Annotated in this window: 14 protein-coding genes and 1 CRISPR repeat array; of the genes, 5 read left to right on the forward strand and 9 right to left on the reverse strand. The window is 68.2% G+C overall.

The window, feature by feature from the left end; all coding sequences use genetic code 11:
- Nucleotides 1-22: 22 nt before the first annotated feature.
- From cas7e to cas2e, 5 genes are read left to right on the forward strand one after another with little or no spacing between them, the layout of a single operon-like run.
- Nucleotides 23-1,216, forward strand: a complete 1,194-nt coding sequence (cas7e, locus tag ABZ810_RS46565) for a type I-E CRISPR-associated protein Cas7/Cse4/CasC (RefSeq protein WP_358414910.1) — start codon at nt 23-25, stop codon at nt 1,214-1,216.
- Nucleotides 1,213-1,944, forward strand: coding sequence for a type I-E CRISPR-associated protein Cas5/CasD (gene cas5e / locus ABZ810_RS46570; protein WP_358414912.1), 732 nt, complete (start codon nt 1,213-1,215; stop codon nt 1,942-1,944). Before cas7e ends, cas5e begins: the two co-directional genes overlap by 4 nt.
- A gap of 1 nt (nt 1,945) precedes the next feature.
- Nucleotides 1,946-2,629, forward strand: a complete 684-nt coding sequence (gene cas6e / locus ABZ810_RS46575; protein ID WP_358414914.1) for a type I-E CRISPR-associated protein Cas6/Cse3/CasE — start codon at nt 1,946-1,948, stop codon at nt 2,627-2,629.
- Between the two features lie 3 nt (nt 2,630-2,632).
- Nucleotides 2,633-3,583, forward strand: a complete 951-nt coding sequence (gene cas1e / locus ABZ810_RS46580; RefSeq protein WP_358414917.1) for a type I-E CRISPR-associated endonuclease Cas1e — start codon at nt 2,633-2,635, stop codon at nt 3,581-3,583.
- Nucleotides 3,580-3,930, forward strand: coding sequence for a type I-E CRISPR-associated endoribonuclease Cas2e (gene cas2e, locus ABZ810_RS46585; protein WP_358414920.1), 351 nt, complete (start codon nt 3,580-3,582; stop codon nt 3,928-3,930). Before cas1e ends, cas2e begins: the two co-directional genes overlap by 4 nt.
- Before the next feature lie 113 nt (nt 3,931-4,043).
- Nucleotides 4,044-5,607: a CRISPR direct-repeat array (repeat unit 29 nt; unit sequence CTGCTCCCCGCGCACGCGGGGATGGTCCC).
- A 931-nt stretch (nt 5,608-6,538) separates the two neighbouring features.
- Here cas2e and ABZ810_RS46590 read toward each other — a convergent pair.
- The 9 genes from ABZ810_RS46590 to ABZ810_RS46630 form a co-directional block, all read right to left on the reverse strand.
- Nucleotides 6,539-8,647, reverse strand: coding sequence for a BTAD domain-containing putative transcriptional regulator (locus ABZ810_RS46590; RefSeq protein ID WP_358414923.1), 2,109 nt, complete (start codon nt 8,645-8,647; stop codon nt 6,539-6,541).
- A 536-nt stretch (nt 8,648-9,183) separates the two neighbouring features.
- The gene (locus ABZ810_RS46595) at nt 9,184-9,609 is read right to left on the reverse strand and encodes a pilus assembly protein TadG-related protein (RefSeq protein ID WP_358414926.1); all 426 of its coding nucleotides are present in this window, start codon (nt 9,607-9,609) and stop codon (nt 9,184-9,186) included.
- Between the two features lie 11 nt (nt 9,610-9,620).
- Entirely contained in the window at nt 9,621-10,058 is a 438-nt protein-coding gene (locus ABZ810_RS46600) for a TadE/TadG family type IV pilus assembly protein (protein WP_358414929.1), read from the reverse strand.
- Nucleotides 10,059-10,060: 2 nt separating this feature from the next.
- Nucleotides 10,061-10,498, reverse strand: coding sequence for a TadE/TadG family type IV pilus assembly protein (locus ABZ810_RS46605; protein WP_358414932.1), 438 nt, complete (start codon nt 10,496-10,498; stop codon nt 10,061-10,063).
- Nucleotides 10,495-10,692: a hypothetical protein gene (locus tag ABZ810_RS46610; RefSeq protein WP_358414935.1), complete on the reverse strand. Its 198-nt coding sequence runs from the start codon at nt 10,690-10,692 to the stop codon at nt 10,495-10,497. The genes ABZ810_RS46605 and ABZ810_RS46610 overlap by 4 nt, the downstream gene beginning before the upstream one ends.
- A 20-nt stretch (nt 10,693-10,712) precedes the next feature.
- Nucleotides 10,713-11,417 (reverse strand): type II secretion system F family protein, encoded by a 705-nt coding sequence (locus tag ABZ810_RS46615; RefSeq protein ID WP_358414938.1) that lies wholly within the window; start codon nt 11,415-11,417, stop codon nt 10,713-10,715.
- Between the two features lie 194 nt (nt 11,418-11,611).
- A complete protein-coding gene (locus tag ABZ810_RS46620) occupies nt 11,612-12,484 on the reverse strand; it encodes a type II secretion system F family protein (RefSeq protein WP_358414941.1) in 873 nt (290 codons plus the stop codon).
- Nucleotides 12,481-13,788: an ATPase, T2SS/T4P/T4SS family gene (locus ABZ810_RS46625; protein ID WP_358414944.1), complete on the reverse strand. Its 1,308-nt coding sequence runs from the start codon at nt 13,786-13,788 to the stop codon at nt 12,481-12,483. Before ABZ810_RS46625 ends, ABZ810_RS46620 begins: the two co-directional genes overlap by 4 nt.
- An 11-nt stretch (nt 13,789-13,799) precedes the next feature.
- Nucleotides 13,800-14,651, reverse strand: a complete 852-nt coding sequence (locus ABZ810_RS46630) for a hypothetical protein (protein ID WP_358414947.1) — start codon at nt 14,649-14,651, stop codon at nt 13,800-13,802.
- Nucleotides 14,652-14,784: the final 133 nt, after the last annotated feature.

Raw genomic sequence — 14,784 nt, forward strand, 5'->3', positions numbered from 1 at the left:
ACACCACCGACAAGGACATTCCATGACTTCACGAACCATCGTTGAACTGCACCTGCTGCAGACCGTCCCACCGAGCAACCTCAACCGGGACGACACCGGCACTCCCAAGTCCGCCGTCTACGGCGGCGTCCGTCGGGCACGGGTATCCAGCCAGGCCTGGAAGCGCGCCACTCGCCAGGCGTTCCAGGAGATCTTGGATCCGGCGGACCTGGGCGTCCGCACCCGCCGTCTCGCCGAACTGCTCGGAGCCCGCATCCGCCGTCTCGACGAGTCGATCCCGGAAACCGAAGCATGGGGGTTGGCCGCCACGACGATCACCGCCGCCACGGGTGCCAAGGTCGAGCCGCCCAAACGCAACGCCAAGGAAGGCGAGCCCGCCCCCGCGCCCGAGGCCAAATATCTGGTCTTCCTCAGCGCCCGCCAGCTCGACGCGCTGGCCGGGCTGGCCGTCCAAGGCCGGGACGACATCACCACCTTCTTCAAGAGCAAAGACAACAAAGCGCAGGCCAAGCAACTGGCCAACAGCCGCCACTCGGTCGACATCGCGCTGTTCGGGCGCATGGTGGCCGACGGCTCCGACATCAACGTCGACGCCGCAGCCCAGGTCGCGCACGCCATCAGCGTTCACCGTGTCGACGTCGAGTCCGACTACTACACCGCCGTTGACGACCACAAGGAACGCGAGGAGGACGACAAGGGCGCCGGGATGATCGGCACCGTCGAGTTCAACTCCGCGACCCTCTACCGCTACGCCGCGCTCGACGTGGATCTGCTTCGCAAGAACCTCGGCCGAGGACTGCGCGACGGCGCCCCCGACGACGAGCCCGTTCGCCGCGCCGTGGAGGCGTTCATCCGCGGTTTCGTCGAGTCCCTGCCCACCGGGAAGATCAACACGTTCGCCCACCACACCCTGCCCGACGCGGTCATCGCCAAAGTCCGCTCCACCCGCCCGGTGAACTTCGTCGGAGCGTTCGAACGCCCCTGTCAGACCGGCACGGAATCCGGCGGCTACGTGCTGCAAGCCAGTGAACGTCTCGCCAAGCAGATCCCCGCCATCGAAACCGCCTTCGGAGTGGGCGAGGGCACCACGACCTGGATCACACGTGTCGGAGACGACACCGAGAGCCTGGCTTTGCTGGGCGCCGAGCTGCCACTCGGTGAACTGGTCACCGCCGTCGGTGCCGAGGTCGAGCGGCGGCAGAACGGCCAGGCATGACCGTCCTTGTGATGCAACTGGCCGGTCCGCTGCAGGCATGGGGCTCCGCGGCGAGATTCGCGCGCCGCACCACCGAGTCCGCACCGACCAAGAGCGGCGTCGTCGGACTCCTGGCCTCCGCCCTCGGGCGACCGCGCACCGCCGACCTCACCGACCTGGCCACGCTCCGGTTCGGCGTCCGCATTGATCAGCGCGGCACCCCCGTACGCGACTTCCAGACCGCCCACCGCCTCGGCACCGGCGATGCCCTGCCCGTCTCCGAACGCTTCTACCTCGCCGACGCCGTCTTCGTCGCCGCCGTCCAAGGCCCGCGCGACCTGGTCGCCGAGCTGGACCACGCCCTTCAGCACCCCGGCTTCCTGCCTTATCTAGGACGCCGCTCCTGCCCGCCCTCACGCCCCATCGGCCTCGGGCTCCGCGACCTCGACCTGGTCACCACTCTCAACACCGAACCATGGCAGGCCTCCGGCTGGTACCGGCGCCAGCACAACGGCGCCCTCGAGGGCCTCATCGAAGTCACCGGCCAAGACCAACCCGGCGACCGAGACCTTGCAGCACAGGGGAGAGGCCGGACAACCAACACGCTGCGCGATCAACCGCTCAGCTTCGATCCCGATCACCGCCGGTATGCGCTGCGTAGCGTCCGCACTTTCCCCATCCAACTGCCCGCCACGGCCACGGCCCAGCCCGGCGAGCACGATCCAACCATCGCCCTGAGGAGCCAGTGAAATGTACCTGACGCGCTTCCGCATCAACACAGGACGCGTCGGCGCTCGCAAACTCCTGGCATCGCCACAAGCCATGCACGCCGCCGTCATGATGTCCTTCGCCGAGACACTCACCCCCACCGACGGCCCACGCGTCCTCTGGCGGCTGGACCGCAACGGCAACGCCGCCACCCACCTGTGCATCGTCTCCCCGTACCGCCCCGACCTCACCCACCTGGTCGAACAAGCCGGCTGGCCCACCACCGCCCGCTGGGAGACCTACGACTACACACCCTTCCTCAAACGCCTCAACGCCGGGGACACCTGGGCCTTCCGGCTCACCGCCAATCCGGTCCACCACATCCGCCGTAACGACACCGAACCCACCAAACGCACCGCTCACCTCACCCCCATCCACCAACTCCGATGGCTTCTGGACCGCCAGGAAGCCTCCGGCTTCAAAATCACCGAAAAGGCCCAGGACAAGCAGCTCGCCCAAGGCCTCGACACCCACGATGTCCTCGTCCACGGACGCCGCCAGCTCCGCTTCTCCAAAGGCGGAAAAGGCCACGTCACCCTCGTGGCCGTCACCTTCGACGGGCACCTGCAGATCACCAACGCCGACGCCTTTCGCGCCGCCCTCACCCACGGCCTGGGGCGCGGCAAGGCCTACGGCTGCGGCCTGATGACACTCGCCCCGGCCTGAACGATGTCCACCGTCGGAAAACGCCCCGCAGCCTCACCCCGCGAACTCACCCGGATGAGCGACCGCATCTCGTTCATCTACCTCGAACGCTGCACCATCCACCGCGCCGACAACGCCCTGACCGCAGAAGACGCCGACGGCATCATCCACATCCCCTCCGCCACCATCGGCACCCTGCTCCTCGGCCCAGGCACCCGCGTCACCCACCAAGCCATGAGCGTCCTCGGCGACAGCGGCGCCGGAGTCGTCTGGGTAGGCGAGCAAGGCGTGCGCTTCTATTCCGGTGGCCGATCCCTTACACGCTCCTCTGCCCTCGTCGAAGCCCAAGCCCGACTCTGGGCCAACCGCCGCACCCGCCTCGACGTTGCCCGAACGATGTACCGAATGCGCTTCCCCGGCGAAGACCCCTCGAGCCTGTCACGCCACGAACTCCTGGGCCGCGAAGGCCGCCGGGTCAAAGACAGCTACCGCGAACAAGCATCCCTGGCCGGCCTCACCTGGAACGGACGCCACTACGTCCCAGGCGACTTCGACTCCGGAGACACCGTCAACCAGGCCGTCACCGCCGCCGCCCAATGCATGTACGGGATCGCCCAGACCACCGTCTCCGCGCTCGGTTGCGCACCCGGACTCGGCTTCATCCACTCCGGCCACGAACTCGCCTTTGTTCTGGACATCGCCGACCTCTACAAGGTCGAGGTAGCCATCCCCGTGGCCTTCGAAGTCGCCGCTCAAAGCCCCGACGACGTCGGCTCCCGCACACGGCGTGCCATCCGCGATCGCGTCAACGACATCGGCCTGCTCAAACGCTGCGTCAACGACGTCAAGCAACTCCTCCTCCCAGACTCCCAACGTGACCCGGCCGATCCCGACACCGACCATGTCACCCTGCAAAGCGATCACGGCATGAACATCGAATCCGGCCGCAACTACGCCCAGGACTTCGACTGGTGACGATCATCATCCTCACCAACTGCCCCGCCGGCCTCCGCGGCTACCTCACCCGATGGCTCATGGAAATCTCCCCAGGAGTCTTCATCGGCGGCCCCTCAACCCGCATCCGCCAAGCCCTCTGGGACGAAGTCTGCAAATACGCCAACACCGGCCGCGCACTGCTCGCCTACACCACCAACAACGAACAAGGCTTCACCTTCGAAACCCACGACCACAAATGGGAACCCATCGACCACGAAGGCATCACCCTGATCCGCCGCCCCAAAGACCAGCCCACCGTGACCGCCGCCCCACCCACCACAGGTTGGAGCAAAGCCTCCAAACGCCGCCGCTACGGCAACCGCTGACCACAACCGAGTGTCCCGGCTGGGCCCACAAGGCCCGACTGTCTCAAATGTCCGAACCTCAAGAAGTGCTTCGATTCGTGGTTACTGGCTGGTAGAAGGCCAGGTCAGCCAGCCTGCTCCCCGCGCACGCGGGGATGGTCCCATGCGCAGGCTCTCCGTGCAGCAGCTCGCCGAGCTGCTCCCCGCGCACGCGGGGATGGTCCCAGCAGCTCCGCGACTTCGCACGCCAGGTCGTCCTGCTCCCCGCGCACGCGGGGATGGTCCCTCCACGCCGAAGGCCAGTCCCTCCACTCGATCCTGCTCCCCGCGCACGCGGGGATGGTCCCTTCGCCTTCGAGGATCTCCTCCTCTTCGGGCGCTGCTCCCCGCGCACGCGGGGATGGTCCCTCGGCGATGGCGTCATCGCTCACGCGGGTCTTCTGCTCCCCGCGCACGCGGGGATGGTCCCTGCCCGGCCGGGCTCAAGGCCCGCCACGCCTGCTACCACCGCTGCTCCCCGCGCACGCGGGGATGGTCCCAGCAGCTCCGCGACTTCGCACGCCAGGTCGTCCTGCTCCCCGCGCACGCGGGGATGGTCCCTCCACGCCGAAGGCCAGTCCCTCCACTCGATCCTGCTCCCCGCGCACGCGGGGATGGTCCCACGGCGGCGTACAGCGCCCGGTAGCGGGGCCCCTGCTCCCCGCGCACGCGGGGATGGTCCCACGGCGGCGTACAGCGCCCGGTAGCGGGGCCCCTGCTCCCCGCGCACGCGGGGATGGTCCCGCCTCGGGCGGCATCATCACCTACGACCAGGCCTGCCCCCCGCGCACGCGGGGATGGTCCCGCTGCGTCGTCGTGATCGACTCGTGGCCCAGCCTGCTCCCCGCGCACGCGGGGATGGTCCCCATGTGGTGAGGTCGAGGCGTGCACGCAGTTCCTGCTCCCCGCGCACGCGGGGATGGTCCCGACGCCATCAGGTCGTACTCCGGTTCGACCGCCTGCTCCCCGCGCACGCGGGGATGGTCCCTACACGGTCGCCGGGGACTGGGACCCGCCGGTCTGCTCCCCGCGCACGCGGGGATGGTCCCGCCATCGTCAACCACCCGCGCTCGCTCCAGAACTGCTCCCCGCGCACGCGGGGATGGTCCCGCTTGGGGTGTCTCTGCCGACCAAGTTCTCAACTGCTCCCCGCGCACGCGGGGATGGTCCCCGTACGCGGCGTCAGCGTGCGGCGCTCGACGCCTGCTCCCCGCGCACGCGGGGATGGTCCCGGCTCCGCCATCAGGTCAGAGACGGAGCCGAGCTGCTCCCCGCGCACGCGGGGATGGTCCTCCCGCTCCGGCGGGCCAGCCGACCACGCCGACCTGCTCCCCGCGCACGCGGGGATGGTCCCGCGCGGGCGAGCCAGAGATCGGGGGCCGCGGTCTGCTCCCCGCGCACGCGGGGATGGTCCCACGTCATTGATCGTCGTGTGGTCGGGGCTCGACTGCTCCCCGCGCACGCGGGGATGGTCCCAGCGCGCCCTTGAACGCGCTATGTCCCTCACGCTGCTCCCCGCGCACGCGGGGATGGTCCCGGCGTCCGGCCGCGCCGGCCTGGAAATCGACACTGCTCCCCGCGCACGCGGGGATGGTCCCGCGCTCGGCCAGCCCAACCAGCAGGTCCTCTATTGCTCCCCGTGCATGCGGGGATGGTCCCGCCTGGAGCACGACGTCACCTTCCGCCTGGATCTGCTTCTTGCGCGCGGGGACGGTCCCGGAATGCTGTTGACTTGCTGCTGCGCCATCGACTGCCCCGTGCATCCAGGAAAGGACCTGAATTAGGTGCCCCAGCTTCAGTAGACGGCTGATCTCTATCAGGACATGCGTGAGGTCTTTGCTTGAGCAGGGCCGAACGCAACGTTCGCTTTGTAGGAATTGTGCTGATTGACGTAGAAAGTCACCTTCTGGGGGTTTGGGGATTGTGCAGCCGTGGCGGCCGTCATTGGGTATGTAGATCTAGATGATCTAGGCCGATTTGGTTTTGTTGGGTGGATCGAAACTGCGAAGTGTTCCATCCTTAGGGAAGTAACGAGCTTGTGGTTGGTTCTGCTAGAGCTGAAGGGGCGTAGGTGGTGAGTAAATCTCCGCAGTCTCATCTCGACTCGTACACCCTGCAGATTCTCGGGTTTGCGGCAGCTGTTGGTTGTACTGCTGGCGGCTTGACATACTGGGCTCAGGGGCTAGAACCCCTAGCGCTTCTTGCTGGCGGCAGTGCTGCAGGGATGTCGGTTCGCTGGGCGATAAAGCTCTTTCCGCGCTCGTCGAGCTCAACTGATAGCGAAGGATCCACAGGTGAGAAGACATTTGAGTGAATATTGCAGCTATCATTAGATATTTACTCCACGAGGTAGTGGCTGTTCCCCATAAATATGGGGTTGACCTCGAGCTGGTGGGAGGATCTGCGGAGAATTCCGCTTCTGCTCCCCGCGCATGCGGGGATAACTCCGCCTGGCTGGGTTTTCTTGACCGTCGGATCTCTCCTATGCCGGGATGGCTCACGAGTGACGAGGAAAGATCGGAAGACCTGCTCCACTTGCGTCAAGGCGGGCCGGGCCTCAGTCGCTCGTGCTTATCCCGAGTGTTGTGGTTCAGAGTTGTGGTTTGGATGTGAGGTTGTGGAGTAGGTCTTGGGTTTCGTTTTCGGGTTCGGTGTCGAGGTCGGTGAGGCGGTTTTGGAGGAGGTTGTAGGTGCGGCGGATGGCGTCGGGTTCGTTGAGGGTGGCTTGGATGTGCATGGTGCGGCGGTAGAGCTGTTCGGCGTAGGGGTCGTGGTGGATGGCTTGTTGGAGGTGGGTGAGGGCTTGGTCGGGGTGGTCTTTGGCGAGGTGGGTGGCTAGGCGGCTGAGGGTGTCGGTGAGGTCGCGGCGGAGGGTTTCCTGCCAGGGTTCGAACCATTCGATGGAGGGCCAGGCTTCGAGGTCGTTGGGCCAGGTCATGGCGGCTCCCTTGAGGGCTTGGATGCGTTGGGTGTCGGTGGTGGCGTGGGCGTGGCGGGCGAGGGCTTGTTGGAATCGCCAGAGGTCGACGTCGATGAGGGTGGGGTCGAGTTGGTAGCGGTCGGTGCGGCGTTGGATGAATTCGGCTTCGCGGTGGTCGGTGGCGGTGCGGAGGGTGGTGCGGATGTTGGCGGTGACGGTGTAGAGGCTTTTGATGGCCTTGCCGTCGGGGAGGCCGGGCCAGAGGGTTTCGGCGAGGGTGGCGGTGGCGGCGCCGTCGGGGTGGAGGGCGAGGTAGGCGAGGAGTTCTAGGCCTTTGCGGCGGAGGCCTTTGGTGATGGGTGTGCCGCAGGCGGTGAGCTGGAAGGGGCCGAGGATGGTCAAGGAGACCGGTTTGGTCGGCGTGGGGTTGGTGGTGGGGGCGACGCGGACGTCCTCGGGTTCGGAGGCCTGGTTGTGTTCGGGCTGGGGGAGTTGGCGGGGTTGTGGTGGGGGAGTGGGGTCGGGCGGGGTGTGGCCGTGGGCGGCGGTCAGGGTGGTGAGGATGTCGACGGCGTCGTCGCGGGTGGTGTGGAACATGCGGGTGCCTTGGAGGTGGTGGGTGGTGCGGCCGTCGGTGGCGATGACGTGGCCGTCGGCGTCGATGGTGGCGGTGCCGGCTCGCCAGGGTGTGAGGAGCAGGCCGATGATGCCGATGGAGCGTCCGAGGGTGAGGACGGCGGCGGTTCGGTCAGTGAGGTGGGTGTCGGGTTGGGCGATGAGCAGGATGGTGGGGAGCGGGTCGTCGGGGTGCTGGGTGCGGTAGGTGGTGAGGTCGCTGGTGGCGGCGTTCTCGAGCAGGCGGCGGCGGTGGATGATCTCGGTTTCGAGGTTGGTGAGGGCGTCGCCGAGTGTGGGGGTGAGGGTGAGGCCGGGGACGTGTTCGAGTTGGGGGAGGGGGCCGAAGAGTTCGTGGGCGTCGTCGGTGGTGAGGATGACTTGGGGGCGTTCGGGTGGAGATGAGGGGTGGGTTAGGAGGGTGAGTGCGAGGGCGCGGACGGCACTTGGGGCTCCGTCGCCGGTGAGGCCGATGCCGAATGTGCGGTCGAGGTGGAGGGGGATCTCGTGGGTGCCGTCGGTGGCGGCGTTGATGGCTTCGGGTGGTTCGTGTTCTGTTTCGGGGCCTGGCTGTGGCGGTGGTTGTTCTGTCGGGGCGGGAGTGGGGTGTTCTTGAGCTTGGAGGTGGTGGTGGCGAATGGCCGAGAGGGCGGGTGGCAGCGGCGGTTCGGCGGGCGTGGTGCCGGGGTCGGGCGATGGGTGGCGTCGGCGGCGCTGGTGTAGTCGGGACAGGGTGATGGCCAGTGCGATGGCGGCGGCGAGCGTTGTGCCGATGATCGCTTCGGAGGGGAGTGTCAGGGTGGTCGGATGGTGGTGCTGGCCGGGTTCATCGTGATCGACGGTGGGAGGAGGTGTGGATCGGTCTTTTGGCGTGGGCTTGCTGGTCGGTGCGTTGCTGGTGGAGGGGGCGGGTTGGGGTTTGGGGTGCGGTGGCTGGGCGGGAGCGGGTGAGGTTTCGGGCTGGGGGGTGCGTGGCTTTGGTGGCGTTGTCTGGGGAGGCTGGTTGGGCAGCAGCAGGACCCAGCCGGGGTGGATCACGTCTGGATCGGCGAGCCGGGAGCCGTTGGGCTGGGGACGGCCGCGGTTGAGTTTGTAGATCTCAGGCCACCGCTCTGGTGCGCCCAGGTGGTGTTCGGCGATGTCCCAGAGGGTGTCGCCTGACACGACTCGATGGGTTCTGGGTGGTCGCCGTTCCGGTGTGGTGCGGGGTGTTTGAGCGGTCGTGGTCTCTGCGGAGGTTGGCTGCTGGGATGTCGTGGTGGTGGGGCGCAGTGGTGCGGTGCTGATGACGTCGGCGCTTGCGGTCGCGGGGAGTGGGGCGAGGGTTCGCGCTGCGGTGGGGATCAGGGTGAGGGTGGCGGAACCGATGAGGGTGGCGGCCAGAGTTTGCAGCGGCTTCAACCCAGGAAGCTGGGGTGCCGCGCGGCCCCGTAGTACGGCGACCAGTTCGATGAGCAGCGCCAGCGCCAGGAGGAGCCAGGTGATCCATGCTGTGCAGGCGAGGACGTTGATCAGGGTCTGTTCGCTGATCGGCTGAGTGAGCCAGTGGCGAACGCTGCCGAGGCGAGGTGACGTGTGGGGGAGCGGCCATCCGGTGAACCGGGTGAGCGCTGCTGGTGGCGCGGCGAGCAGGAGGATCAGGGCGCAGGCGTGGGCAGCGTTGCGGAGGCTGCGCGACCACCAGGGAGCCGGTTGGGGATTCATGGGATCTCCGTGGTGATGCCGCGGGCGGCCCGAGCGCTGGCAGTGGCCCGGACCTGGACGGCGCCGAGCCCGATGACGTTGAGGATCTGGGTGGGTTGGGTGCGGTGCACGGTGACCATGACCCGGGCGGGGGAGACCTGAACGTCGCCGGATGCGCCTGTGGCGGACAGGTAGGCGCGTGCCGCTGCGGAGGCTTGAGGCAGGTTGAGGACGACGTCGCCGCGGGTCCGGTAGACCTGAAGGTCGATGGCCTGGGCGCCGGCGCGGGCGGCTTCCTGCGCTTCGCCGATGGCGCGCACGCGAGCCGAAAGGATGAGGCCGCCGTCCAGGACGAGACCGGTCACCAGGATCAGCGCGCTGACCATCACGATGGCGAACGCTGTGACCTGGCCGCTGTCTTGGTGCCGCGTGTCGTCGTTCATACCCTGAGCCCTTATGGAGCGGAAGAGCGCCACTGATCGATGGGCGCGGTGAATCGAGCGTTGATCGACCTGTTGCCCGGGAGGCTCAGCATGGACAGGTCGGAGAGCGCGACCGAACAGCTGACATGGACGTCGATCTGCCCACCCGGCCGGAAACCGGAGGTCTCTGCGGTGACGTCAAGGTTCTGGCAGGAAACACCGCCCTGAGCGATCGCCGTCCGGGCGGTGACCTCGGCTGCCGCCGTGGCGGACGCGGAGTCGGGAGCGATGGAGGCCGCGCGGGCCGCCTGGTGGGCCGCGTCGTTCACCTTCTGTCGTGCCGAGACCAGCCGCGCGCTGGCGACCAGAAGCAGGAGCAGTAGGACGAGCAATGGTGTGATCAAGGTCAGTTCGGCGGCTGCCGCACCACGGTCGCCGGCCCCTGGAGGCTGCTGGCGGTGGGTCCTCATGGTCACCTCCCGCCGAGTCCAAGCCCGTCTGCGCCGGGCCGGAAGCGTTCGACCGGTCCGGACGCTCGAGCGTGGACGGTGAGCTTGAGGAAGGGAACGGGGATGACGCGAGGCGCGGTGCCTGTGACCTGGACCGTCGCGGTGTCGGTCGTGCGGGCGACGGTCACGGAGGTGTCGGCGAGTGCGCGCGGGCCGATCTGGTGGCGGACGGCGGCGGCGCGGGCGTAGCCGTCGGCTGCGCTGGCGCCTTCCAGCCGTACGGCGGCCAGAGCTTCGGAAGCGGTGGCTTGGGCGACGTGATTGGCGTGCGCCCACACACCGAACTGGACGACGACGAAGATGAGCAGCAACAGCAGCGGCATGGCGGCGACCGTCTCGGCTGTCGCCGATCCGTCATCGGTGCGTTGCCGCGCGTTCCACCGCGCTCTGTGGTGTCTCATCCCAGGTTCAGGCCGCTGGCCTTGGCGCGGACCTTTGCGGCGATCAGGGCGACCGCCGCGATGGCCAAGGCGACGAGCAGGGCGGTCACCACCACGCTTTCGGTGGTGTAGCCGGCGTCGCGCGGGCCTTGGCGCCACCGGTTCCACACCGTGGCGGCGAACGCTTTGAGGACGGTGAGTTCGGGCAGGTGCACGGCACTCTCCTCGTCGGGTGTCAGAAATCGATCAGGATGTTGGCGACGGCGGGGAATCCGAGAAGAACCAGGAAGCCGGCGAAGAGCAGCACGACGGGCAGGCTGAGCCGTTCGGTCGCTGCCTGCGCCTGGGCTTCGGCGTCGGTGAGTTGGCGGGCTCGCAGTCCCGCGGCCTTGGCCGTCAAGGACGCGCGGATCTTGGCACCTTCGGTTCCCGCCAGGGAAACGCTGCCGGCGAGTTCGACCAGTTCGGGGATGTCCAGCGTGTGGCCTAGTTCGCTGAGGCTGTGCCAGGGCGGCTGGCGGGTGAGCTGGGCGTTGTCCAGGGCTCGTCGGATCTGGTCGAACGGCCAGCCTTGGCCCGCCGCGGCTCCGTAGCTGAGTGCGGCCTCGACCCCGGCGCCGCCGGCGAGGCTGATCACGACGAGATCCAGGAACGCGCTGAGGGAATGCCGGAACTCAGCCCGGCGGGCCGCGGCCTGAGCCCGGACTGCAAGATCAGGAACGAAGAATCCGACGGCACCCATCGCCAGCGCGGTCCAGGCCGGCGCCTGCCAGGGGAACACGAATCCGGCAAGACCGAACAGGAAGATCGTGATCGGGCCGAGGAGCAGACCGGTCAGCGCGCAGCTCGCCTTTTCCGCCAGCAGGCGCTCCGGCGGGCGGTCAAGCACTGCCAGATCCCGCCGTATCGATGCGGTGGGCAAACCCAGGCCTGCGAGCACCGGTGCGAAGGGACGGCCGCCCCAGGCTGCCCACCCCGACGTCTCCGATGTTCTGGGAGTGGCCATGAGGGCGGCGGGTCGAGTCAGTCGATCAAGGATGGCCGCCAAGCTCGGCCGCGGCGGAAAGAGCCCGCGGAGCAGAACAACCAATCCGAGGCCGCACCCGGCGCCCAGCAGCATCGCAGCCGTCATGATCACAGCCCTCTCGCGCTTGAGAGGCTCGCTGTCGGCCAGGCGCCCAGCACCCGCCGAGGCTCCTCGATCCGGCTGATTCGCCGCAGCCAGCCGAAGGCACCGGCAAAGGACACCCCGATCACGATGAGCACCGACTGGCCGACCGCTGAGTCGTAGGGCGCCAGGTACTCGCGGCTCCACAGCAGCAACCCGCCGGCGAGAGTCAATGTGGCCGCCACGATGATCCGTACCGACGACCGGACCCGCGCACGCCCTGCGGCCACCCGCATCCGCATGCCCGCCTGCTCACGCGCTGCCGCTGCCAGCCGCCCCAGCAGCCTGCCCAGGTCACTCGCCTCGGTCTCGGCGGCCAAGATCAAAGAGACGGCGACCAGATCCGCGGTCGGATCGGCGAGCCGGTCGGCGAAGGCATGCAGCGCATCGCCGAGGCGGTCCCCAGCCTCCAGCCGCGCGGCCAGCTCGGCTACCTCTTCGGCGATGGGCGGGGGCGCGACCGCGGCCGTTGCCAGGATCGTCTGCTCGAGGCCGGCGGCCCCGGCCAGCGTGTCGCGCAACGACTCGGTCCACGAGGCCACCGCCTCAATCCGCGCGACCAGCCGTGCGCGCTGGCGATCGGGCCCAAGCAGGTCGGGCAGCCACCAGAAGGCCACCGCGGCAAGTACCGCTCCCACCGGCCATCGGGTCCAACCGCCGACCACGACCGCGCAGCCGACCGCCGCAGCGACTCGAGCCGGCGAATGCCGCCACCGACGCCACGACCACCCATGGCCGGTCGAACCCTGAGACCGGGCCCGCAACCCCGTCCAGCACAGCACCAGCCCGAGCCCGGCCACGGCACCCAGAACGGCTGCGAGCCCGATATCGGCATTCATCCCCGCCTCCCGAAGACGGGCTGATAGCCGACGGTGACGAGATCGTCCATGGTCTCGGCACGCACAGGCACCCCCGACATCGCTCGCTTGTCAGCGCCAGGCCGAAAGACCTCGTTGGCCGTTACCAGCGGGCCTTCAGAGCCGGTGACCTCCAGCACGCTGGAGACGACGCGCGTCCCCTCGGCGCTCAGGGCCAGATGGATCACGAAATGCACGGCGCCGCCGATCAGCATGGCGCTGGCCTCGATCGGCAGTCTTTCGGCGGCCTGCGCGGCATAGGTGGCCAGCTTGGTGAACGCGCCGCGCGAACTGGAGGCATGCACGGTCGCCATCGACCCATCGTTGCCTTGCGACATCGCGTTCAGCATCGGCACGACCTCGGAGCCTCGCGCCTCGCCGACGATGACCCGGTCCGGGCTCATCCGCAGCGCCCACCGCACCAGCTCGGCCAGGCTCACCGCGCCCTCACCTTCGACGTTGGCCTCACGCTCCTGGAGTGCCACGACATCAGGGTGGGCGTCATCGTCCTGGTCGAGCGCGAGCTCATGGGCGTCCTCGATGGTGACCAGCCGCTCCCACTCGGGGATCTCCGCTGCCATCGCGCGGAGCAGAGTGGTCTTGCCGATCGCGGTGCCTCCGCTGACCAATACGTTCCGGCGAGCACGGACGAGCCCGCGCAGGAACGCCGCCAGTTCCCGGTCGAGCGTTCCGGCGCGTACGAGATCCGACAGCGTGACCGTCAGATATCGATGCCGGCGAATCGACACGCTCGGCCTTCGGGTCACCGCCATCACGGCGAACAGCCGGCTGCCGTCCGGCAGCTGTAGCGACAGGCCCGGTGAGCCACGGTCGAAGCGCCGCTCCTCGATTCCGGCGCGGGCAGCGATCGTCCGGACCAGCTCGACGAGCTCCTCATCCGAGCGGGCCACCGGCGGAGCTTGCTCGCGGCGCCCGTCGGCGTAGCGGACCCGGACGTTGTCACATCCGTTGGCATTGATGTTCTCGATGTCAGGGTCGTCCAGCAGCGGTTGAAAACCGCCCAGCGCGAACAGCTTGTTGAACACCACCGCGCTGATCCGCTCCTCGGCCTGTGCGTCGAGCGGTGCGTGACCTTGATGCAACGCATGCGCCGCGTAGCCGTCCAGGACCTCGGTGATGAGCTGGCGGCCCACACCGGCTCGTTCATCCGGTGCGATCGGGACGGAGTCCTTAGCCCTGGTGGTCAGGCGCCGTGCCACCTCGGCACGAAGCCATTCCACGATCGCTGCTTCAGAGCCGTTGAGTGGTCCAGGTTGCGGGCTCATGGGAGGGACGGTCATGGTTGCGTCGTCTCCCGCTGCGCCGGATCATCCGGCGCCATCGGGCGGCCGACGAGCCACGCCTTTGGCGGAGTCGTTGCGTCCACCGGTTCAGCGGCAGGTCTGTTCGCGTCGTCTCCTGTGGGTGGGGGAGCGTTGACGAGGCGTTCGGCCAGTGTCCGGCAGGCACGCACCAGGGGCAGCCGGGTGCTGCGCCGCTGCGACAGCCCTTGCCGGAGAATGAGCTCCGCGCCGCGACGGTCGTAGGGGAGATGCGCGGCCACCGGCGTCCGCAGCGTCGTAATGATCTCCTTGATGGAGTACTCGGCTGCGCCCACGAGCAGGAGTTCGGTGGTCGGCAACTGCGCACGCAGCGCCTGAAGCCGCAACGCCAGATGCGCCAACTCGGCCGTCCGTGGTCGAACGACCAACAGCACCCGATTCGCCTGGGCCAGCACAGGACGAGCAACCGAGTCCGGATCCAGCCGACCGCAGTCGGCGACCAGCATCGCCGTCCCAGAGCGGGCCAGTTCGGCCACCAGGCCAGAGTCGGCGACCGAACGCACGGCTGCTCGTGCCTGGTCCGGTCCCACGGGGCCAGGCACCACGTGTCCTCGCCGGCCCGGCAGCCGATGAGCATGCTGCCAGAGGTCCGCCGCGTTGGCGCCATGGCGCACGGATGCCGCCAGACTGACAAGTCCGGGTTCGGGAGGCAGATCGAGCCTTGCCGCAGCGTCCCCACCCGCCGGATCACACTCCAGGAGCGTGACGGTCATTGGGGTTATCAGGGACCAGACGCCGGTCAGGGTGATCGCGGTGGCGGTCACTCCGGGAGATGCCTTGATCGAGGCGAGCGCGAGCACAGCCATCAGCGATCAACCTCCCACCGACACCAGGACCAAGGTCACCGCCCCCCTCTGTGCCAAGCTCAAGTGAGACAGAAGGGGATGAAGTTCCCTAACTGACATGAGTAGGGCGAGAACGGGTACCGAGCAGAGTGAC

This window comes from Spirillospora sp. NPDC047279 (genome assembly GCF_040643285.1).
Taxonomy (GTDB): Bacteria; Actinomycetota; Actinomycetes; order Streptosporangiales; family Streptosporangiaceae; genus Spirillospora.

Bases quoted from the DNA above. Each gene is read 5' to 3' on its own strand.
- ABZ810_RS46620 (WP_358414941.1), bottom strand. From the start codon at position 12,484: ATGAATGCCGATATCGGGCTCGCAGCCGTTCTGGGTGCCGTGGCCGGG.
- ABZ810_RS46595 (WP_358414926.1), bottom strand. From the start codon at position 9,609: ATGAACGACGACACGCGGCACCAAGACAGCGGCCAGGTCACAGCGTTC.
- cas6e (WP_358414914.1), top strand. From the start codon at position 1,946: ATGTACCTGACGCGCTTCCGCATCAACACAGGACGCGTCGGCGCTCGC.
- ABZ810_RS46605 (WP_358414932.1), bottom strand. From the start codon at position 10,498: ATGAGACACCACAGAGCGCGGTGGAACGCGCGGCAACGCACCGATGAC.
- cas5e (WP_358414912.1), top strand. From the start codon at position 1,213: ATGACCGTCCTTGTGATGCAACTGGCCGGTCCGCTGCAGGCATGGGGC.
- cas1e (WP_358414917.1), top strand. From the start codon at position 2,633: ATGTCCACCGTCGGAAAACGCCCCGCAGCCTCACCCCGCGAACTCACC.
- ABZ810_RS46600 (WP_358414929.1), bottom strand. From the start codon at position 10,058: ATGAGGACCCACCGCCAGCAGCCTCCAGGGGCCGGCGACCGTGGTGCG.
- ABZ810_RS46625 (WP_358414944.1), bottom strand. From the start codon at position 13,788: ATGAGCCCGCAACCTGGACCACTCAACGGCTCTGAAGCAGCGATCGTG.
- ABZ810_RS46630 (WP_358414947.1), bottom strand. From the start codon at position 14,651: ATGGCTGTGCTCGCGCTCGCCTCGATCAAGGCATCTCCCGGAGTGACC.
- cas7e (WP_358414910.1), top strand. From the start codon at position 23: ATGACTTCACGAACCATCGTTGAACTGCACCTGCTGCAGACCGTCCCA.